The sequence below is a fragment of the Microcoleus sp. AR_TQ3_B6 genome (genome assembly GCF_036702785.1).
In the GTDB taxonomy this organism is placed as follows: Bacteria; Cyanobacteriota; Cyanobacteriia; order Cyanobacteriales; family Microcoleaceae; genus Microcoleus.
In genome coordinates this window covers 74,820-96,099 of the sequence record NZ_JAUBVJ010000009.1, presented here as the reverse complement: position 1 = coordinate 96,099, position 21,280 = coordinate 74,820, and the positions used below count along the sequence as shown (strand labels likewise).

The following is a 21,280-nucleotide window of genomic DNA, read 5'->3' as shown; positions in this document are numbered from 1 at the left end:
ATGAAAACGCTAGCTAAATGGTCTGTGGGCGACTATCACCGCATGATTGAAGCAGGGATTCTACGCGATCGCCGTGTGGAGTTGCTAGCCGGTGAAGTTTGCCAGATGAGTCCAGAAACCCCAATTCATTACAACACAACCAAACGAGGTACTAAATACCTCGAAGAACTACTCGCTGGTAAAGCTGATGTCCGCTTCAACGGGCCGATTACGCTATCAGACTCTGAACCAGAACCAGATATTGCGATCGTGCGATTGCCGGAGTCTGCTTACAACGATCGCCATCCGGAACCTCAAGATATCTTTTGGATTGTAGAAGTTGCTCAAACTAGCTTGAAGAAGGATTTAGAGTTGAAAGCCGCCATTTATGCATCGGCCGAAATTCAAGAATATTGGGTTTTAAATTTATCTGCTAAGCAAATGATCGTGTTTCGCTATCCTCAAAATGGCGAGTACGCTACAAAGCAAAAGATCGAGGCGGGAACGGTTATACCGCTGGCATTTCCCGACATTCGCGTATCCGTTGAGAGACTTTTCGGGTGATTGGGATCGATCGCCACAAATTTTTACAAAAATAGTTGAGTTTTCAGAACGGTTGTGTTATCCTAGCTTAAATGCGGGAGTATAGCTCAGTTGGTTAGAGCAGGTGACTCTTAATCTCAAGGTCGAAGGTTCGAGTCCTTCTACTCCCATTTTTCCCAGCAAGCAGGCGGCTGATATTACAGGCTGCACCCTTGGCCAGTTGCAGTATTGGCGAGAGAAGGGGATTGTTCTGCGATTACCGGGACGGGTACCGGGCCCAGTGTTTATTACTCTCGGTCTGATTGGGCGGCATTGGCTGCGATCGAGTCTTGTCTGTCTGTGGGGTTGAGTTTTGAGGCGGCGCTTCGGAGGCGGCAACGGCTGAGGGGGAAGGAACCGGAATTTACAAATTGGGTTTGGCTGGGGCGGTTGATGTTTGGGATTCCTTCATAGCGATCGCTCCAACTGGTAGAGTTTGATTTGGAGAGTGCGATATGCCTCCGGCACGCTTCGCGAACGCATCCTTAAAATCTCGTCAGCCTGTAATTCCTGTCTGGTTAGATCGGATTCATCAAGGGCTAGCTAGTAAGCTGGTGAGTTATACCAATTTAATGTGAAGTTGCACATATCTCGATCCCCCTAAATCCCCCTTAAGAAGGGGGACTGTCGATCGGGCTCTTGTCCCCCCCTTATTAAGGGGGACTGTCGATCGGGCTCTTGTCCCCCCCTTATTAAGGGGGGCTAGGGGGGATCGGATTCTACGGGGCCTCATAAAAAATTGGTATTAGGTGCGATCGTATTTCTCAGGAATATTTTTTTCTTAATATTAAGTATATTTTTATGGGTAAGCTAACTCTGCCGCAACTTGAACGACATCTGTTTGCCGCCGCCGATATCCTGCGGGGCAATATGGATGCTTCGGAGTTCAAAGAGTATATTTTTGGGATGCTATTCCTCAAACGCGCTTCGGATGTGTTTGAGCAAGGTTATGACCAAATTCTACAAGACAATCTGGCACGGGGACGCACGCCGGAAGATGCGAAACTGAGGGCGGAAAATCCCATGAGTTACCAAGAGGCTTTTTTTGTACCGGAAAAAGCACGGTGGGTTTATATTCGCGATGAACTACATCAAAAAGTAGCTGATGGGCTAAATAAGGCTTTGGCAGGGCTGGAAGAGAATAACCAAGCTTTAGCAGGAGTATTGAATCATATTGACTTTAACCGTCAAGTTGGTAAAAGTAGAATTCCTGATGCCAAACTCCGCGAACTAATTAAACATTTTAGTAAGTATCGGTTGCGAAATGAAGATTTAGTATTTCCCGATTTATTGGGCGCTGCCTACGAGTATTTGATTAAAGACTTTGCTGATTCGGCGGGGAAGAAAGGGGGCGAATTTTATACGCCGCGTGAAGTCGTGCAGTTGATGGTGCGGCTGATGAAACCACAAGCAGGGATGTCTGTTTATGACCCTTGTTGTGGTTCGGGGGGGATATTAATTCAGGCAAAGCAATATATTGAAGAGTGCGGCGGCGATGGCAGAAATTTAGCCCTTTACGGGCAGGACTATAACGGCGGCGTGTGGGCAATTTGTACGATTAATATGCTGCTGCACGGGATTCGGGACGCGGATATTCAGAATGATGATACCCTATTTAATCCCTTACATATTGAAGGCGGGGAACTCATGCGGTTTGACCGAGTAATTAGCAATCCGCCTTTTTCCCAAAATTATACCAGTGAAGGGATGGCATTTAGGGGAAGGTTTACCCATGGGTTTTGTCCTGAGACGGGGAAAAAAGCAGATTTAATGTTTGCTCAGCACATGATGGCGGTGCTAAAAGATAATGGGCTGATGGCGACGGTAATGCCTCATGGGGTGCTGTTTCGGGGGGGTGAAGAAAAGAAAATTCGGGAAAGTTTGATTAACAATGACCATTTAGAAGCGGTGATAGGTTTGCCGCCAAATTTATTTTATGGGACGGGGATTCCGGCTTGTATTTTGGTGATGCGGGGGAGTAAAGCAGCGAAACCTGCGGAACGTAAAAATCAGGTATTATTTATTAATGCCGATGCGGAATATTATGCAGGTCGCGCTCAGAATTATTTGCGCCCCGAACATATTGAAAAGATTACCTGGGTGTTTGAAAATTTTCAGGCTTTACCGGGTTATTCGGCTGTGGTGACAAAGCAGGAATTAGCAGACAATGATTATAACTGCAATATTCGCCGCTATGCGGACAATGCGCCACCGCCGGAACCGCAGGATGTGAAAGCTCATTTATTGGGAGGAATTCCGAAAGTTGAGGTAGAGGCAAAGCGTCCATTGTTGGAGGCGCATGGATTCGATCCAACTAGAATTTTAGTGGAGCGTTGTTAATGGATTATTTAGATTTTATTGCCTCTATTACGGAAAGAGGGCAGATTAAAAATTTTATTGAATCTGATGCTGGCGTTCAACAACAAGAAGGTAAGCTTTATAGTGTTTTTGCTGCTTGGTGGCAACTTCATGCACCAGATTTGGGCGAGTTGCCGAAAACGAAGAAGGTGATGGAACTGCGAGGGGAGTTTTTGCATTCGTTTGTTGATAGCCTGGAACCTGTGGGTTTACTTGACCGCTTTAAGGTGGCGGGTGTGGTGGCGAGTTGGTGGGATGAGGTGAAGTATGAACTCAGAACGCTGTCAGAATCGGATTTTGGCGGGTTGGTTGATAGTTGGGTGGATACGATTCGGGATGCTTTAGAACAGGATGATGAGACGCAGAAAAATCAGACGAAGTTCGACCCGCTCAATCATAAGCTGGTGGTGCGGTTGATGCCGGACTATCTGGAGGAAATTGCTGAGGCTGAGGCGAGAATTGCGGAGTTAGAACAGCAAAAAGAAGCGTTTGAAGGGGGGGAAGAGGCCGAGGCCCAAGAGGGAGAAGCCAGCGATGAGGAGGCGGAGGCGGTTAATTTTGCTAAGGAGTTGGAGACAAGGCTCAAGACTCTGAAAAATTCGATTAAGGAGCCGAAGAAGGAAATTAAGGATTTAAGGAAGAATTCGCCGTTGTTGAATGCGGATAAAATCGCAGAACTTGCGGCGACGGTTGAGCCGATGGAAGCGGAAATTGCCGAGATTGAGAAACAACTGGAACCCTATAAGGAAATTAAAAAGCAATTGAATGAAGCGAAGGGGAGGCTGAGGAGGCTGAAGAATGAGTTGGTGAAGCGTTTGGAAGCGGCGCGTGCGGCGTTGACGGATGAAGACTGTCAGGGGTTGGTGTTGGGGATTTTCAAGGATGGCTTAATTGCTGAGTTGGAGCGATATGTCTCGGCTCACCGTCAGCAGGTTATTGTGGCGGTAGAGAATTGGTGGGATAAGTATCGGGTGACGTTGCAGGATATTGAATCGGAACGGGATGCGGCGCGTCAGCAGTTGAATGAGTTTTTGAGTGGGTTAGGGTATGCGTGAGACTTTGGTTAAGACTGAGGAGTTTAAGGATTCGCCTGTTGGGAGAATTCCGAAGGATTGGGATGTATTTTCCTTATCTAAAATTGTCAGAAAAATTAAGCGTGGTCCTTCACTTGCTGTAAATAACGATGGAGTTGGTGTACGCTACCTAACTAGCGATAATATTAGTGAATCTGGGGAAATTGATTGGGCAGTTTGTAAGCATTTAGATATAAAACCCGAGCTTTTGGATAGCCTTCTCAGCCCAGGAGATGTAATTATCAATTGTGTAAACAGTGCTGCACAGATAGGAAAAGTAAGTTTTATTGATTCTTTACATGAAACAACGACGGTAGGGTTTAATAATTTTGCTTTGTCGCTGGATAAAAACCTTGTTGTACCCCGATTTACTTTTTACCTATTCAGCCACAGTCTTTTCCAGAGACAAATAAGTGCAACAGTAAAGCCTGCAATTAACCAAGCAAGCTTTAGCTCTCAGGACATAATTAGTCTCTGTGTACCACTGCCATCGATATATGAGCAGCAGCGCATTGCTGACATTTTGGATACGGTAGATCAAACGATCGCACATACCTCCTCTCTCATCGCCAAGCTCAAGCAGATTAAGGCTGGACTGCTGCACGACTTGCTGACACGGGGGTTAGATGAGAATGGGGAATTGAGGGATGCGATCGGGCACCCCGAACAGTTCAAAGACTCACCACTAGGACGAATTCCGAAAGATTGGGATGTTCGCCCTTTAAAGGCTTTAACAGATTCATCAGATTCAATTACTTATGGTGTATTAAAGCCAGGAGAGTATGTTTCTGGCGGTATTCCTCTACTTCAAATACAAGACGTTATTCACGGGGAAATTGAACCTTTAAACCTGCACCGAATTAGCAAGGGGCTTGATGCTCAATATGCACGAACTCGACTCGGCGGTGGTGAAATTGTCATGTCTTTAGTCGGTACTATTGGTAAAATCGCTCAAATTCCTGATTCGCTAACTGGTGCTAACTTGCATAGAAACTTGGCACGTATTCCAATTTCTCTGATAAATTCATCACGGTTCGTTTTTCATTACTTGCAATCACATATAGTACAAGAAGCTATTGCAGCTACTACCTTTGGAAGTACCCAATCATTATTGAATCTAGCTGACTTACGAGAGTTATTAATTGCTCTTCCTCCACCATTGGAACAACAAGCTATTGCGAAGTTCATCGACACCCATGACACCCGCATCCGGAAAGAAGAAGCCTACCGCGACAAGATCAAACTCCAGAAAAAAGGACTGATGCACGACTTGCTAACCGGAAAAGTGCGGGTCAAAGATGTCGATAAATTCACCCCTGCAAGTGATACAGTTTAGCTAGTCCTGGGATTTTCACCCATTAAATGAGAGGGAATATCAAACCGTGTCTATCTGGCTTATTCGTCATGGTCAAAGTCAATCAAATGCAGGAGTGGCAACTATTGGGCCCCATGAAAATGGCTTAAGTGAATTGGGCTACAGACAATCCTCATGTATTCCAACCGCCGTTAAGCAAACTCCCGACTTGATTGTGATTTCACCTTATCTCAGAACACAACTCACTGCTCAACCATTGATTGAAAAATTTCCACATACACCCGTCGAGGTTTGGCAAGTTCAGGAATTTACGTATCTGGGCCAACAGTTCGACCAACCAACCACAACCCAGGATCGCAAACCTTTGAGCAAAGCTTACTGGGACCGCTGCGATCCTAATTATGTCGATGGAACCAACGCCGAATCGTTGGTTCAACTGATGGAACGAGTCCGAACTACCCTGAACCAGTTACAACAACAATCCGGTTTTGTTGTTGTCTTTTCACATGGATTTTTTATCAAAGCAATGCTGTGGCAGATTTTGGCTAACCCAAGGGTAATTGATGCCGTTGCGATGACTCGGCTTTTGGGATTTTCCCGAGGCTTTCCAGTACCGAATGCGTCTATTTTACAGATGGAATTTGATTCAGATGGGATACCTCACTGGAGTTCCTTTATTACCAATCATCTGCCACCACAGCTAGAATCGGTAGCACCCGATGCAACTGTGGCTTCGGATGCAGGCGATCAACCCTCGTAACCTACCTTTACTGGAACAATGTCCCAACCAACACCAGAATATATCCACTCTGAAAAGCCAACCATTGACGAACTTATCGGCATGGGTTGGCAGTACATCGAAGGCAGTTGGGACAACCCCCAAGTTAGCGATCGCGAGAATTTCAAGCAAGTCCTGATAATTAACCGCCTCAAAGCCGCCATCAAACGCATCAACCTAGACGAAAACGGCAACGAATGGCTGGACGAAACCCAAGTCAACGCCGCAGCCAGCCAATTAGAACGCCTCGCTTCCCCGAGACTAATGGAAGCCAACCAAGCCGCCACAGAATTATTACTCAAAGGCACCGTTGTAGAAGGGCCAGAGGGCAAAGATGTCACCGTTAACTTTATCGAATTTGACCGCGAACATCTTCACCGTAACGAGTTTTTAGTCATCAACCAATATCGAGTAAACCCCCCTTGGGCAGTAGGCGGCGGAGGTTTTATCGTCCCCGACATCGTGCTATTTGTTAACGGGATTCCCCTCGTCGTTATCGAGTGCAAAAGCCCCAAGCTGGATAATCCCATCACCGCAGCAATAGGCGATCTTTTAAAATATTCCAACCAAAGAGGTGCTAGCCAACCCGAAGGCGCAGAAAAGCTATTTTATTACAACCAACTAACGATCGCCGCTTCCAAGGAACGAGCATTTGCAGGTGCGATCGGTGCAAACTACGAACATTATATTGAGTGGAAAGATGTGAGATCCCCCCAACCCCCCTTACCAAGGGGGGCTTCTGATTCTCCCGCTTCTCCTGCCTTACCAAGCGGGGCTTCCGATTCTCCCCCCTTATTAAGGGGGGCTGGGGGGGATCATCTCAACTCCCGCCAAACCCTAATTGCCGGAATGCTGCACCCCGCCAACCTCCTCGACATCCTGCGAAACTTCACCCTCTTTAAAACCAGCAGCGGACGCACCATTAAAGTTATCCCCCGTTACCAACAATATCGCGCAGTCCACGAAGCACTTCAGCGACTTCTGCACAACCAAACTCGCCAACAACACGGCACAGACGACCAACGAGGCGGTATTATTTGGCATACCCAAGGTTCGGGTAAAAGCCTGACAATGGTTTACCTAGTTCGGAAACTCCGCACCATTCCCGAACTGCGCCGCTTTAAAATAGTCATCGTGACCGATCGCACCGACCTCGAAAAACAACTTTCTGATACTGCTACCCTCACAGGAGAAAAGCCAAAAAGAGCCAAAAGAGTCAAACAATTAGAAAAACATCTTAAACAACCGGGTGCAGATTTAGTATTCGGAATGATTCAAAAATTCCAAGGCGGCGAAGACTCGGAAGAAGAAGAGAAAATCGAGCTAATGCCGAAAAATCTCAATCTTTCTGAAGATATTTTAGTGCTAATTGATGAAGCCCACCGATCGCACGCCAGCACCCTCCACACCAACCTCTTGACAGCCTTACCCAACTGTGCGCGAATTGGTTTTACTGGCACTCCGATCGTCCAATCTGCCAAGAAAACGACCGAGCAAATTTTTGGTGATTTTATCGACCAATACAACATCCGCCAATCCCAAGAAGATAAAGTTACCTTACCAATTATTTATGAAGGATTAGAAGCCAGAGGTGCAGTCACCCAAGGCGAGGATTTAGATAAACTCTTTGAACTCGTATTTCAGGATAAAAACCCCGAAGAACTGGCGCAAATAAAAGCCAAATACGCCACCAAAACCCAAGTCTGCGAAGCGCGAGAACTGATTAAAGCTAAAGCAAAAAATATGCTGCGCCATTATTGCGAGTGCATCCTGCCCGGAGGTTTTAAAGCCCAAGTTGTCGCCTCAACTCGCCTCGCCGCCGTCCGTTACCAAGAGGCATTTATAGAAGCACAAAACGAACTGGTGCAACAACTGGAAAATCGCGCCCCCATCCTGCAAAGTTTCGACCCAGAAACCCTAGAAAACCTCGATCCAGAAACTCGCTTCCTCGTCCAAGCCTTACCGCACTTAGAAACTATCCGCTGCCTAGAATTCGCCGCCGTTATCTCTGCCGATAAAAATGACCTTCCCAACTGGAAAGAATGGACTGGTAAAAGCCAACAAGACGCAAATATTGAGAAATTTAAAAAGCCGTTAGCCCAAGATAGTTTAGCCATTTTAATTGTTAAAAGTATGCTGCTGACGGGGTTTGATGCACCTTTGGAACAAGTTTTATATTTAGACAGGGGAATGAAAGAGTATGAATTACTGCAAGCGAGCGCCCGCGTTAACCGCGTTTATGATGATACCAAAAAATATGGCTTAGTTGTAGATTACTACGGGGTAAATCTACCAAAAGCTTTGGAAATTTACGATAAAGTAGATACAGAAGCCGCTTGGTTTGATATCCGGGAAGAGTTGCCGAGATTGCGAGATCAACACCAGAAATTGATGGATTTATTTACCGAAAACGGTTGCACTATCGACGATGTAGATGATTGTGTAGATTTGCTGAGAGACGAGAGCCTTAGAGTCAAATTCAATAATTATTTTAACGACTTTCTCGACACCTTAGACACAATTTTACCCCGTCCGGAATCCCGTTATCCTTATAACTTTGTCAAAGATGCCAAAAAACTCGGTTTAATTAAAAAATCCGTCGCTGACCTTTATCGAGACGAAAAGCTAAACATTGTCAGCGCCAAAGAAAAAGTCCGGGCATTAATAGACCAATATATTGAATCCCAAGGAATCGACCCCAAAGTTCCACCTATTGATATTATGTCTCTGGAGTTTGAAACCCACGTCCAGCGGCATCGGTCAATTAAAGCCCAAGCAGCCGAAATGGAATTCGCCGCCCGCCACCACATTAGTATCCACTATGATGAAGACCCTGTTTATTATGAAAAATTGAGCGATAAACTGCAAGAAATCCTCCTATCTCTCGCCGAAAACTGGCAAGAACAAGTCGAAGTATTGCGGGAATACATCCAAGAAATCAAAACAGGCTGCCAGACAAATGAAACAGGACTAGACCCCAAAACTGAACAGCCATTTCTGAATATTTTACGCGAACATTCAGACAAAGAACTCACAGAAATTGTAGCAATAACTGTCGAAATTGTCAACCATATTCGGCAAGAATTTCGGCGAGTAAATTGGGAGCGTCCTGTAGTTCAAGAAGATTTAATAAGATGGATAGCAGGTTATTTAGACGAGCGTGATGCAGTAAATTATGACCAAATAGGATTAGTAGCCGATAAACTGGTACAACTTGCCCGTAAAAATCGATCTCGCCTCATCTTATGACAACTGTAACCTTTGGCGACCTTTCCTTTGAATTACGCCACAGTGCCAAACGTCGCACCATTGGCATCACCGTCGAACGGGACGGTCAATTAATTCTGTCAACTCCCCCACAAGTGCCAATTGAAACATTAGAAAAAGTCGTCAACGAGAAGCGCTTGTGGATTCACAGTAAATTAATCGAGAAAGAATCTCTCAATCCTCCCACCACTGCTAAAGAATACGTTTCCGGGGAAGGCTTTTACTATCTGGGACGCCGCTACAGCCTCAAACTGGTGGATGGCGTGGAGGGAAAGCCTCCTTTGAGATTGTATCAAAGTCGTTTTGAATTGCAGCGAGAAGCCCTGGCGCAGGGGAGAGAAGCTTTTATTCGATGGTATGGCGATCGCCTTTCGTCGATTTTAGATACACAAATTGCTGCTGTTGTTTCACGCCTCGAAGCTTCTCCCCGTTGCGTGCAAGTCCGAGATTTAGGCTATCGCTGGGGTTCCTGCGGGCACAAGGGAGATTTATATTTTCATTGGCGAGTGGCGATGCTACCGCGAGTGACGATCGAGTATCTCGTGATTCACGAAATGGTGCATTTGATTGAACCGCACCACCATCATGCGTTTTGGAATAAAGTCGAGCAGATTTTGCCAGATTTCGACAAACGTAAGCGCTGGTTAGCCCAGAATGGGGTGAATTATGACCTTTAGCGATGGGGGAAAAGTAGAGGCGATTTTTCTGTTTATTTGCAGCCAGCAGACAAATAATTTGGCAAGCGATAATTCAAGACTCCAGTCAACTGCTGTAGCGGTTCGATGCGTCGGGGTGTTTGTGTTGTCGGATTTTTAATGCCGATCGACCATTGGGCCGAGTCGATCGATAAAAGTGCGATCGCCCAAGCTATTTTTAAACTGAATAACAACAGGGAATGGTGATTAGCTATGATGGCAAATCTCTCAGGGCGGTGCTATGGGGGCGATCGCGATTTAGATGCGATCGCCGATTTAATCAATACTTGCGAAGAAGTCGATCGGCTCGATGAAGGCACTTCCATCTTGGAACTACAACAAGAATTTAACGCACCGTCCCTAGATGTAGCCCGCGATATCCGCCTTTGGGAAGATGCGGAGGGAAAATTAATCGGCTTTGCTCAGTTGTCGATTTCTGAGCCTGGGGAAGTAATTGACGGTTGGCTGTGGTTTCGCGTCCACCCCGACGCGCGATCCGGCGATGTGGAAGCAGCCGCGATCGCCTGGGGTGAAGTGCGGATGCGCGAGGTGTCTGCGATGCGGGGCGGGCGCGTGAAGCTGCGAACCTACGCTCGCGCTGAGGATTGCGATCGCATTTCTGTGCTGGCAAGTTGCGGTTTTAAGGTCGCTCGCTATTTTTGCCGAATGGCGCGATCGCTCTCTGAACCGATCCCAGAACCGCACTTTCCCGAAGGTTTTGCCCTGCGTCAGTTCCCCGGCGAACAGGATGCGGCAGCTTGGGTAGAAATGTTCAACCAGTCGTTTATCGATCACTGGAATCATCACGATTTAACGGTGGATAAATTTAAGCACGAGTTAGCTAAACCCGATTACAGAAATGATTTAGACTTGATTGCTGTTGCTGATGACGGCACATTTGTCAGTTTTTGTTGCTGCGAGATTAGTGTGCAAGAGTGCGATCGTACCGGGCGCAATGAAGGCTGGATTGCTTGTCTCGGCACTCGGCGCGGCTTCCGCAAAATGGGATTGGGACGAGCGATGTTGCTGGCTGGTTTGCATCGACTGAAAGCTGCCGGTGTAGCTACTGCTATTCTCGGCGTCGATGCTGAAAATTCCTCAGGTGCATTGCGTCTTTACGAGTCTGCTGGCTTCCACAATATTCGCGACAGCATTTCTTATGTTAAGGATGTTTGATCGATATCCAAATTGAAGAGGCAGAGCCTCTGGGTATGCGTTACTAGGCTCTGCCTAGTAACGAGAGAATTCTGGGTATGCGTTACTAGGTTCTGCCTAGTAAGGAGAGAATTTGTAGGGGCAGTGCCCGCCGGCCCCGGATTGTAGGAGTAGTGCCCCCGTGCCTACCCCGGATTGTACGCGCAGTGCCGCGTGCCTGCACCGCAGTTGACCTTTCCAAGCTGGTTTGGGCCAAAAACCAAAAAACTTTTCCGACCCCCTTGACAACCTTGTATTACGTATGTAGTATAAAAGTATGGAAAGCACAGGACAAGCAAAAACCTGTATTTTTCCTACCGCTTCTGAACCTTGAAAACTGAATATATATCGAAATTCCAAGGAACATCAATTTGAAAGTCTTGTAACAGAGACTGAATTGTCATGTTGTTACTGTACACCACAGTGTTCGGCTACAAACCGACTCCATCCGAGCCAGAGATTGTACCGAATCAGTCTAATTTAAACGAATTTAATGCGGATGCAGCACAGAAAAGTTCTGCCCAAGTCGAAGCAATTAAAAAGGCTGAGTAAATCCGCACAATCAAAGAAGCTTATCACTTAGGACGGCGTTTATTTCAGTAAAAATTGTCAGATTTCGTGAATCTTTACCGATGCTGGCAATTTGCAAAGTCTCACAAAAAGCCAAAGTCGAGAGCAGATAAGCTACTAATCCAAAATCCAAAATTGCTCTAGGAGGTATCGGTAATGGTTCACATTCGTTTTGAAGGACGTTCCTACGATCTGGCAGAAGACCAACTGGGCATCTGGGCAGGAATGAGCGACAAGGCTATTCAGGAACGTCTGGCAAATCATTTTGATGTCAAGGGCGATCGCTTCGACTCTTACGTGCTCGATCGCCGTCCCAGCGGTGATTTAATTGTCCGCCCAGAAGCCGTTTACGGCTAAGAATTAACTTTTATTCCGCGTCCTAATTCGAGAAGCCTACACACATTGGGGTTCTAGTTCTGAAAAGATTGCGGGTTCGAGTCCCGCTGAAGGCTTCGGTCTTTATGGTGGAATGGCAAACACGCTAGAAATTGTCAAAAGCTTTTCAAACTTGCGCGGGATAAAAAAATCATCAGTTGTCGGAGGCGCACCCCAACTAAAGAAGCTTACAAACTGGTAACATTCGAGCGATCGAATAGTAGGTTCGACTCCTGCCCTCTCCGCCTCTTGGAGAGGGGTTTTAAAAATAGCTTCTCTGACTTGTGCGCCGCCAAAACCAGCATTTTTTAAAGTAAAAAAACACTTCGCGCCCTAACTGAGGAAGCTTACATACTAGCTCATTGGTAGAGCAATTCCCTCTAAAGGAAAAGGTCGCGGGTTCAACTCCTGCGTATGAACAACGGCTTTCTTGACTTGCGCGAAGTGTATTTCACTACTCTAAGGAAATAATTATTTACCGAGGTAAGAGAAAGAAAAAGTAAAATTATTCTCCGGTTTTGTTTAAAAAAAAATCTGTTCCGCGCCCTAACAGATGAAGCGCATACACACAATTCAATCGATTGGTCGCAGGTTCAAATCCTGCCAGTCCCGCTTAAGGGACTGTAGCTCAGGGGTAGAGCGGTCGGGCTGTCAAAACGCTTTGCTAACTTGCGCGGAACATCTCATATTTATAAATATTAGATGTAAAAGTGGTGAGGAGAATTAAATTATGAAAAATACAACTATAATTTACCGCTCGCCCAAGGAGATAGACAGTCTGATTCATGCCTTCCAAGAATGCAGCTTGCCGCGAAGTCAATGGACTCACGAAGCACATTTAACCGTTGCTCTGTGGTATCTGTTTTATGACTCGGAACAAGAAGCGATAAATGCGATTCGCAATGGCATTAAACGTTACAACTCGGTTCAAGGAATTGAAACCACAACAAACAGCGGGTATCACGAAACACTAACGCTGTTTTGGGTGCGAACTATTCGCCGGTATCTCGCCGATGAAAGCCAAAATCGCTCGATCGTACATTTGGCTAACGGTTTGATTGCCAAATATGCCGATCGCACTTTACCCTTTCGCTATTACACGCGCGAGCGCCTGATGTCTTGGGAAGCTCGGATTAATTGGGTTGAACCAGACAAGAGAGCGATCGACTTAGAACAAGTTTCCCAGAAATAATTGAAAATAGCAGTTATTGCCGCGCCCCAATTCGGAGAGCTTACATACAAACCCTATCCAGGTTAGAAAAAAAAAGCTCACCAAACTTGCGCGGTGACTATTACATCCCTGGCCAAGTGTACCACAACTGCCAGCCGCTGATTTTAGGATATTCCTGACAATCCAAAATCCAAAATCGAAAATCCAAAATCGAAATGTCCTGGGAAGCTCGGATTAAGTGGGTGGAACCAGACAAGAGAGCGATCGACTTAGAACAAGTTTCCCAGAAATAATTGAAAATAGCAGTTGTTGCCGCGCCCCAATTCGGAGAGCTTACATACCAACCTTATCTAGGTTATAAAAAAAAAGCTCGCTAAACTTGCGCGGTGACTATTACATTCATTGCCAAGCGTGCAACAACTGCCACCCCCTGATTTTTGGATATTCCTGACAATCCAAAATCGAAAATCCAAAATCGAAAATCCAAATGGGAGGTAGCACCAATGAATATGAATGCAGCAGAACGCGATTTGCGTTTGGAAATGCTCAACAGTCTGCTCACCACTCCTCACCGTCAACTGGAAAAGGTGGCAGAAATTCACAAGTTAATTATCGAATTAGACCCAATATTTTACGGTCATTTAGCAGTGTGGTATCAACGCCACGGCGACGTGCGCGATCACAAGGAAGTTTTTGCCGGAAATTTGCTGACTTCGGCGCTGACGGAACACCGAGATGCCGGTTTTATGATGCTGCAAGAGTTCCCTCCCTACGAGGTTTCGCGGATTGTGGACTTTATGAAGCAGCACCAGAATAAGGTGCCCCGCAGCGCGCGCACTGCTGTCACTCGCTATCTGAAATCGCGGGAAAAGAATGCACAGTTTTTCGATCGCGCCGCCATCCGCAACCGCAAGGCGATGAAGCATTTGTACGCAACGCTGCACGTCAAGCCGAGCGATCGCGCTAACGCTATTCTCTTCAAAGACAATCCGCCAGAAGACTCTCTGGCATTCGTTTTGAAGCAGTTGGCGAAGGCGGCGACACCTGCGGAACAGGCGAATTTGATTGTGGAGTACAAGATTCCGTATACGATCGCAGTTGGTGCGATCAAACAGCTAACGCCAACGGTTTTGGCGGCGCTGATTAACTCGATGTCGCCGCAGGAAGTCATCAACAATTTGAAATCGATTCAGTCGCGCGGCGCGATGGATCACGCGGAAGTCAAGCAGTTGATTGACTCGAAGCTGGATGAAGCGGCAAAGTGCGATCGGGTTTCTGCTTACAAAGCAAGTGTTGCGGGCGCGGGCGCGAACTTCGACGCAGCAACGGCGGCGAAGCTGGAAGCGGTGACAAACGAACAGGTGAAGAAGGGCGGCAAGATTGCGAAAGCAACCGGTTTGTTGATTGACAAGTCGGGAAGTATGGAAAGTGCGATCGAAGTCGGGAAGCGTCTCGCTGCTTTGATTTCCGGCATTTCCGAGGCTGCACTGTTCGTTTATGCCTTTGACACCATGCCGTATCCAGTCCAAGCAAACGGCAGCGAATTGACAGACTGGGAAGGCGCTTTCAAGCACATTCGCGCTGGCGGCGGCACAAGTTGCGGTTGCGCGGTGGAAGCAATGCGAATTAAAAAGCAGGTTGTCGAGCAATTCATTCTGGTAACAGATGAAGGCGAAAACGCTGCACCTTATTTTGCAGATGCTTATCAGAATTACTGCCGCAGTTTGGGGGTAAATCCTGATGTTGTGATTGTGCGAGTTGGTTCTTGGTGCCAATATGTCCAGAAGCAATTGAAGGACAAACAAGTATCGGTGGAAACCTTTACGTTTGCGGGTGATTATTACTCCTTGCCGAATTTAGTGCCGATGTTGAGCCGTCCTTCGCGGCTGGAATTGTTGATGGAAATTCTCGACACGTCGCTGCCTGTGAGGGATGATAAGTGATATAATGGGGCATGGCTCGTGAGTTAAGCTCGCGGGCAATGCTCACCTTATTTTTTATAGCAGGGAGCATAAAACTGAAAAAATGATTCAGGGTTTGCCAGATGAGTGCTGAGGGTGAGAGCGATCGCGTAGAACGTCAGGCCGTTTTTCAGCCTGAGTTTTTATAAGACCTAGAATATTGGGTACAAACTGACCGCAAGATGGCGTTACGCTTAATCAAAATGGTCAGAGAAATTCTGCGAGATCCGTTTGAAGGCATTGGCAAGCCGGAACCCTTGAAATACGAGTTTTCTGGCGCGTGGTCGCGTCGCTTGAATAAAGAACATCGTATTGTTTATTTAGTAAGTGAGAACCGTATTGATTTTCTGAAAGCGCGCTATCACTATTAGTAAAGTGATAAAAGTTGAGTCATTAAGTTAGTCGGAGTTATAATTTTATGTCAACTGAGATTACATACACTGAAGCAGAAGCAAATTTTAAAAATCTCTGCGAGCGCGCTGTTGAAACTGGGGAAGTAATAGTTATTACTAGACCTAACGGCAAAAATGCGGTTTTGATTTCTGAGGCAGAATTAGAAAGTTTGCTAGAAACGCTTTATTTGCTGAGGTCGCCTGCCAATGCAACTCGTTTGTTTACAGCATTAAAAAGAGCTAAAGCAAGAGTCATTCAACCTCAGACACTCGATGAAATTTGCAAAAAATTTGGCATTAATGAAGAGGATGATACTGAAAATGAGGTAGCGATCGCCAGTTAAACCATTGATGACAGAATCACAATCTTCTACTAGACTCTAAACTTGGGAGGAGCAGTTGGTGACTTCAATATTAATCAAAGATTTAGCAACCGATTTAGAGATTTTCACCGAAGATCCCGTGGAAAGATTTATTACCAGCGGGGTAAGTTGGCAACAGTATGAACAACTACTGACTCAACTCGGAGATAGTCCTTGGTATCGGGTTACTTATTTAGATGAAGTGCTAGAAATTATGTCCCCAAGTCGCCGTCACGATCGAGATAAAACCAATATTGGGATGCTGCTAGAAGCGTATTTTCAAGAAACACGGACTCGGTTTTGGGGATTGGGTTCAACTACCTTCCGCATTCAAGCCAAAAAGGGCGGTACAGAACCGGATGAGTGCTATTGTATCGGTACTGAAAAAGAATTTCCTGATTTAGCGATCGAGGTTGTACTCAGCAGTGGCGGCCTGGACAAGTTAGCAGTTTACAAAAAGCTCGGAATCAGAGAGGTTTGGTTCTGGAAAAATCGTCGCTTTGAGGTTTATCATCTTCGGGGAGAGGAATATGAAAAAATGCAGCAAAGCGAGTTGTTGCCGAATTTGAATTTATCACTGATTGCAGAGTATGTACAACGCCCCGACCCCCTTGAGGCGGTGTTGGAGTTTCGGGAAAGAGTTAGAGAAAATTAGGGGGAAGTTGAGATTTAATATCGCTGTTTACTCCCAAATATCTCCCTCAATATCCTCAAGCGACAACTTTTTACCTATTTTCAATTATTCTTTCGTTTGAGCGATAATTTCTAGTAACTCTGGATTAGCGATGGATGACACTAACTGAGAATCCGCAGCAGCTAAAGCAGCGCGCAACTTTTCCGAAGTCAGTGCGGGATATTTCTCTAACACCTGCTGTTCGGTCCATCCCGCAGCAAAGAACCCCAGCAAGAATTCTACAGACAATCGAGTTTCTGGCGCTGCAGGTTGACTTGTGGAAGCTTTCGGGTTTGGATGAATGAGCTTTCGCCAGTCCATTGTTTTACTTAAACGATTTGGGAAGATTCCGCCGATTATACTGCATTTGGGCACAGTATAAACACGGGGCGCGTTGACTGACTCTCCAACAGTGCCACCGCAGGTGATACCATTTGAGATTTGAGATTTGAGATTTTAGATTGGGAATCACTGATGACTTAAGGGTTTGAAGCTTGGCTAGAGTCGCATTTTTATTGAACTGGTGTCATTTCCCGATTTGGGATTAAATTGTTATTACGATCGCAGTACAGCACTTTCTTATAGAGTAGAGTGATGGGGTAGCGACGGCGCGATCGCCCTTTTTGCTTTTCTCCGTTTCAATACCCAACTGCGTTAGCGAAGCCCTCGAAGAGGATCGCACTAAATCTCAACCCACTGTGCAACCCACTGTGTAACCCACTGTGGAATTACTTAAACTTCTTAAAACTATGGGAAAAAAGTCTAAAGCCAAAAAATCCCAGGTCAAAAAATCCAGTTTGCTATGCCAGCGACTCCAAGAAGCTCTCGATCGAGGCAGTAAAGTTTGGATTAAAACAAATAATAGCAGTTTCGGCGGCATCCCGATTAATTTGTTCGGGGAGTTTGTGGAACTTTTGGTGATAGTTTCCCCTCACGAACAGGCGGAAAATATCGATGCTTACGGACAAGTTACGTGGCTGATTAGACTCTCTGATATTATTGCACTCGCTTATCCTACGGAATACTGGTCTAAAGATAGATTAGAAAGTTTGCTGCCACCTGATGCAGTTACTTCCGAAGTAGGAGATTCACTGTAAGGTGTGCCTTGCGCACCCAACTTTTAGGTCGCGTGTAGTTTGTAAGGTGCGCCTGGCGCACCCTACATTTACTATTTTCTCAGCTATTTTACGAGCCCAAATATACACCGCTCCGACCGATTTTTATCAGTTTAATTACTTGTTGCAAGCGGAAAGCTGGACTTTACATTGGCCTCCTTCAAGTTCGCTGCAACCGGCGAGAGCTTGAGCTTCTGCTGCTGGTTTATCCTCACCCCAGCCCGCACCTGCTCCTCCTTTGCCTACTGCGATCGCTCCACAATTATTGCTATTAGAGGTCAGCGGTTCGCAATCGTTAGCACCTCCGCTTTGCTCATTACAAGCCGCTACTGCTGCGTTTAGCGCTTCTTTCTCTGTAGCATGATCCCAACTAATACCAGTGGCGTCAGAAGTCGGAGAATAAGCAGTAGCTCCATAGGTGTTTTGAGCTTTAGCTACCTGGGCCGAGCCGAAAATAGGAAGTGTCAGAGCTGTCACTACAACCAACTTAGAAAAGAGCTTTGGCAGCATATTTACTTGAGATATTTACAAGGTTAAATTTTAATGCTCGCTCAATATTATATTAGGAGATTGATTCGTGTCAAGAGGGTTTACAAATCTTTAGGATTGCTTAAATTAAAAGTGCGTTCTGTAAAAAAGAGTAAAATTACGGAGGTCTATTCAGTGACAGATATTCGCAAAATTCTCAGCCAACTTGCGGCAGAAGAAGGGCAGCTACTCGATACTCAATTCCTGGCTCCGTGCGTGCGCGGGGGAAGGGTGCGGATACGGGTTAGCTCAATGGTTTATACTTTTCAACCGCAGCCGCGAAACTTTGAAGGGTGGGCGATTTTTAGGCCGATTAATGAGAAAATTGCTGCGGTAATTGAGGAGCCGAGTTTGCCGCAAGTGGCCGAGTATTTGCAACTGCTCGTACCCGTTCGCTTGCACTTGGCCTGCCTGCTGCAAGGGCAAACTTGGCTGGCTTATCCTGTTAACGAATCTGACGCTAAACAGCGCACTGGTGTTGCGAAACCCCTACCAGTTCATTTAGTAACAGAAGGCTCGAAGTTTGAGCAGATTGTTGCCCGGTGGGACGGTCATTGTTTGTGGTTTGAAGAGATTGACAGGCGCGCCGATCCGCGGCCGTCTGAGGAATTGAAAGCAGCTTTGAAAAAGTTGATTTTGCCTCAAGAAGTTCGCTTTAAAGGGATGACGCCGGAAATGCAGACTGTTTACGAATTAGTGTCCCGAAATATTAAAGGTTTCGATCCGAAAGTGCGGGACCGACAGCGCTTGCAGCGGGCGCTAAAAATGGGCGGCGGTGAATTGCGGGATTTTTGCGATCGCCAAAATTATTGGCTGGTTGAATGGACTAGCGGGAGTGGAGAACATCACACTTCTGCGATCGCCAAAAATGACTTGACAGTTTTGAGTGCCGGCATTTGTCTCAGCGGATTGGACAAAGACTTCGACTTGCATTCATTGGTTGGAGTAGTCGAAAATCGATAATTCTTGATTACCATGAGCATATTTTTTCACGAACAACTTTACAGAAGTGCCGCAGTGATGTCGCTGATAAAAAATTTCCCGGTAACGGTGTGCGGCGCGGGGGCTTTGGGTGCCAATATTACAGAAAGTCTGGCGCGATCGGGCTTTTGCCATTTAAAAGTCATCGATCGCGATCGCATCGAGGAACGCAACCTTTCCACTCAACCCTATTATCGATCGGACATCGGCGCATTCAAAGCCAAAATTCTCGCCAACAACCTCTACCGCGCTTTGGGGGTCAGCATTGACGCGCACTCAAAAGAATTGACCCCCGCCAATGCCGATCGGCTGCTTGCTGTCAGCGCCACAGTCATCGATACTTTTGATAACAGTGTCGGGCGGCAAGCAGTCAAGGATTACTGTGCGAGCGCCTCCCTTCCCTGCGTGCACGTCGGATTAGCTGCCGATTACTCGGAAATAATTTGGAACCAACACTATCGGGTTCCTTCAGCGGCGAATGATGACGTTTGCGATTACCCGCTGGCGCGAAACTTGGTAATCCTGACAGTTGCAGTTGCCTGCGAAGTAATTGTTACCTTTGCTGCTACCAAAGAGCAACAAAATTTAACTTGCACGATCGGAGATTTTGCAGTAAAGCCACTTATATTGTAAAATGTCGGTTGACTGTTGCCAGAAACCCGGTCAATCAAGATTGGATGCCCCCATCCCAGAAACCCGGTTTCTCACCCTCAAACAATCGTCAAACTTGCAAAAAACGCTTGAGAAAATTCACAGGGAAAGTATGGCCGGAACACAGACTTTTTATTATTTACTAGCAATTCTCGGTCTATTAGTTTTGACGGGCACAAGTGGAGCCAACTATGCAGCGGGCGGCTCAGCTTGCCACACTGATGATTGCCATCGACCACAAGTGAGACACCATAAAAGGATTTTAAAACACGGCTCGAGAGGAGAAGATGTTAAGAGACTGCAAAAGGTGTTGAACGCCCGGGGTTTGTGCCCCGAACCGATCGTAATTGATGGAGTGTTCGGCCCGACAACCCTAGATGCAGTGAAAAGATTTCAGCGGCAAGCTCACCTTCATGTAGACGGAGTTGTGGGAGGCGAAACTTGGGACAGACTGTTTGCTAGTTCGTAAATTTAAGCACCGGACAACAAAAGTTCCTAAGTCATCATTGCGAATCATTAATCGCTGCGGTTTGTAGTTGCGCAGATAGCGCATTTTGTGCAACTACAGACACAAAAGCTTTAATCAACAATCAATCGCATACTGGATTGCTAATGAATGAAGTTTTAGATTTTTGGTTTGGTCGATCGCACTCTCCTGAGTATGGCAAAGTCCAAAAGAAGTGGTTTGAAAAAAATGCGGAGTTTGATGCAGAAGTGCGATCGCGCTTTATGCAGCAATACGAACTAGCCGCCTCCGGTCAACTCGACTCATGGCAAGATTCCCCCGACAACTGCCTAGCATTAATACTACTGCTCGATCAATTTCCGCGCAATATGTTTCGCGGGACGCCCCAAGCATTCGCCACAGACAGCAAAGCCTTAGCCACCGCCGAATACGCTGTTAACAATAACTTCGAGCGCGAATTGCTGACTGTACAAAAATGGTTTATTTATCTGCCTTTTGAACACAGCGAAAACTTAGAACACCAGCAAAAATCTGTTGAACTATTTCGTCAACTCAGCGGCGATACAGACAGCGATTCAGTCATTGAATACGCGATGAAGCATTTAGAAATAATCCAGCGTTTTGGGAGATTTCCGCACCGCAATCAAATTCTCGGACGCGAAACAACCCCCGAAGAAGCCGAGTTTCTCAAACAACCCGGTTCGGAATTTTAAAGGGCGCGCAAAACCTCGATCGTTCTGACATATTCGAGGCTTGTAGAGGCGGTTTTAGCCAGCAACCAGAACCAACAGCAG

22 protein-coding genes, 1 tRNA gene and 1 pseudogene are annotated in these 21,280 nt (G+C 46.3%); 21 read left to right on the top strand and 3 right to left on the bottom strand.

Translation table 11 applies throughout. The features are described 5' to 3' along the window. The 8 genes from QUB56_RS07045 (at position 1) to QUB56_RS07010 (ending at position 10,029) form a co-directional block, all read left to right on the top strand. Entirely contained in the window at positions 1–543 is a 543-nt protein-coding gene (locus QUB56_RS07045; protein ID WP_332954359.1) for a Uma2 family endonuclease, read from the top strand. A 75-nt stretch (positions 544–618) separates the two neighbouring features. Next, positions 619–692 (top strand) — tRNA-Lys (locus QUB56_RS07040). Between the two features lie 670 nt (positions 693–1,362). Continuing rightward, on the top strand, positions 1,363–2,901 hold the full coding sequence (locus QUB56_RS07035) for a class I SAM-dependent DNA methyltransferase (protein ID WP_332954357.1): 1,539 nt from the start codon (positions 1,363–1,365) through the stop codon (positions 2,899–2,901). Beyond that, positions 2,901–3,974 carry a hypothetical protein gene (locus tag QUB56_RS07030; RefSeq protein WP_332954356.1) on the top strand — a complete coding sequence of 358 codons (1,074 nt, stop codon included), beginning with the start codon at positions 2,901–2,903 and terminating at the stop codon, positions 3,972–3,974. The genes QUB56_RS07035 and QUB56_RS07030 overlap by 1 nt, the downstream gene beginning before the upstream one ends. Continuing rightward, a complete protein-coding gene (locus tag QUB56_RS07025; RefSeq protein WP_332954355.1) occupies positions 3,967–5,328 on the top strand; it encodes a restriction endonuclease subunit S in 1,362 nt (453 codons plus the stop codon). The genes QUB56_RS07030 and QUB56_RS07025 overlap by 8 nt, the downstream gene beginning before the upstream one ends. A 46-nt stretch (positions 5,329–5,374) precedes the next feature. After that, positions 5,375–6,067, top strand: a complete 693-nt coding sequence (locus QUB56_RS07020; protein ID WP_332954353.1) for a histidine phosphatase family protein — start codon at positions 5,375–5,377, stop codon at positions 6,065–6,067. An 18-nt stretch (positions 6,068–6,085) separates the two neighbouring features. After that, positions 6,086–9,334, top strand: a complete 3,249-nt coding sequence (locus QUB56_RS07015) for an HsdR family type I site-specific deoxyribonuclease (protein ID WP_332954352.1) — start codon at positions 6,086–6,088, stop codon at positions 9,332–9,334. Then, positions 9,331–10,029, top strand: a complete 699-nt coding sequence (locus QUB56_RS07010; RefSeq protein WP_332954350.1) for a SprT family zinc-dependent metalloprotease — start codon at positions 9,331–9,333, stop codon at positions 10,027–10,029. Before QUB56_RS07015 ends, QUB56_RS07010 begins: the two co-directional genes overlap by 4 nt. Positions 10,030–10,061: 32 nt before the next feature. Here the strand turns inward: QUB56_RS07010 and QUB56_RS07005 are convergent, their stop codons facing one another. Next, entirely contained in the window at positions 10,062–10,241 is a 180-nt protein-coding gene (locus QUB56_RS07005; RefSeq protein WP_332954349.1) for a hypothetical protein, read from the bottom strand. A 19-nt stretch (positions 10,242–10,260) separates the two neighbouring features. Between QUB56_RS07005 and QUB56_RS07000 the strand changes: the two genes are divergently transcribed. The 8 genes and pseudogenes from QUB56_RS07000 to QUB56_RS06965 all read left to right on the top strand — a co-directional run bounded on the left by QUB56_RS07000 (position 10,261) and on the right by QUB56_RS06965 (position 16,727). Beyond that, a complete protein-coding gene (locus QUB56_RS07000) occupies positions 10,261–11,223 on the top strand; it encodes a GNAT family N-acetyltransferase (RefSeq protein WP_332954347.1) in 963 nt (320 codons plus the stop codon). Between the two features lie 420 nt (positions 11,224–11,643). Next, positions 11,644–11,793 carry a radical SAM protein gene (locus tag QUB56_RS06995; protein ID WP_332954346.1) on the top strand — a complete coding sequence of 50 codons (150 nt, stop codon included), beginning with the start codon at positions 11,644–11,646 and terminating at the stop codon, positions 11,791–11,793. A gap of 174 nt (positions 11,794–11,967) precedes the next feature. After that, a complete protein-coding gene (locus QUB56_RS06990) occupies positions 11,968–12,168 on the top strand; it encodes a hypothetical protein (protein ID WP_332954345.1) in 201 nt (66 codons plus the stop codon). Positions 12,169–12,916: 748 nt separating this feature from the next. Continuing rightward, on the top strand, positions 12,917–13,378 hold the full coding sequence (locus tag QUB56_RS06985) for a hypothetical protein (protein ID WP_332954344.1): 462 nt from the start codon (positions 12,917–12,919) through the stop codon (positions 13,376–13,378). 482 nt (positions 13,379–13,860) lie between these two features. After that, positions 13,861–15,300, top strand: coding sequence for a hypothetical protein (locus QUB56_RS06980; protein WP_332954342.1), 1,440 nt, complete (start codon positions 13,861–13,863; stop codon positions 15,298–15,300). A 179-nt stretch (positions 15,301–15,479) separates the two neighbouring features. After that, a pseudogene (locus tag QUB56_RS06975) lies at positions 15,480–15,689 on the top strand (Txe/YoeB family addiction module toxin); the annotation flags it as partial. Between the two features lie 47 nt (positions 15,690–15,736). Then, positions 15,737–16,054, top strand: a complete 318-nt coding sequence (locus tag QUB56_RS06970; RefSeq protein ID WP_332954341.1) for a type II toxin-antitoxin system prevent-host-death family antitoxin — start codon at positions 15,737–15,739, stop codon at positions 16,052–16,054. A gap of 58 nt (positions 16,055–16,112) precedes the next feature. After that, positions 16,113–16,727 carry a Uma2 family endonuclease gene (locus tag QUB56_RS06965; RefSeq protein ID WP_332954340.1) on the top strand — a complete coding sequence of 205 codons (615 nt, stop codon included), beginning with the start codon at positions 16,113–16,115 and terminating at the stop codon, positions 16,725–16,727. A gap of 84 nt (positions 16,728–16,811) precedes the next feature. Here QUB56_RS06965 and QUB56_RS06960 read toward each other — a convergent pair whose 3' ends face one another. Further along, on the bottom strand, positions 16,812–17,066 hold the full coding sequence (locus tag QUB56_RS06960; protein ID WP_332954338.1) for a DUF433 domain-containing protein: 255 nt from the start codon (positions 17,064–17,066) through the stop codon (positions 16,812–16,814). A gap of 428 nt (positions 17,067–17,494) precedes the next feature. Here QUB56_RS06960 and QUB56_RS06955 point away from each other — a divergent pair, with 428 nt between their 5' ends. Then, positions 17,495–17,842: a hypothetical protein gene (locus tag QUB56_RS06955; RefSeq protein ID WP_332954336.1), complete on the top strand. Its 348-nt coding sequence runs from the start codon at positions 17,495–17,497 to the stop codon at positions 17,840–17,842. A gap of 135 nt (positions 17,843–17,977) precedes the next feature. On the opposite strand, the gene QUB56_RS06950 is transcribed toward QUB56_RS06955, so the two are convergent. Next, on the bottom strand, positions 17,978–18,370 hold the full coding sequence (locus tag QUB56_RS06950; protein ID WP_332954335.1) for a DUF4189 domain-containing protein: 393 nt from the start codon (positions 18,368–18,370) through the stop codon (positions 17,978–17,980). Positions 18,371–18,523: 153 nt separating this feature from the next. Here QUB56_RS06950 and QUB56_RS06945 point away from each other — a divergent pair, with 153 nt between their 5' ends. The 4 genes from QUB56_RS06945 to QUB56_RS06930 all read left to right on the top strand — a co-directional run bounded on the left by QUB56_RS06945 (position 18,524) and on the right by QUB56_RS06930 (position 21,199). Next, positions 18,524–19,351 carry a hypothetical protein gene (locus tag QUB56_RS06945; protein WP_332954334.1) on the top strand — a complete coding sequence of 276 codons (828 nt, stop codon included), beginning with the start codon at positions 18,524–18,526 and terminating at the stop codon, positions 19,349–19,351. Between the two features lie 12 nt (positions 19,352–19,363). Continuing rightward, on the top strand, positions 19,364–20,002 hold the full coding sequence (locus QUB56_RS06940) for a ThiF family adenylyltransferase (protein WP_332954332.1): 639 nt from the start codon (positions 19,364–19,366) through the stop codon (positions 20,000–20,002). A 1-nt stretch (position 20,003) separates the two neighbouring features. Further along, complete coding sequence (locus QUB56_RS06935; protein WP_332954331.1) at positions 20,004–20,489, top strand: peptidoglycan-binding domain-containing protein; 486 nt, start codon at positions 20,004–20,006, stop codon at positions 20,487–20,489. A 143-nt stretch (positions 20,490–20,632) separates the two neighbouring features. Beyond that, complete coding sequence (locus QUB56_RS06930; RefSeq protein WP_332954329.1) at positions 20,633–21,199, top strand: DUF924 family protein; 567 nt, start codon at positions 20,633–20,635, stop codon at positions 21,197–21,199. Positions 21,200–21,280: the final 81 nt, after the last annotated feature.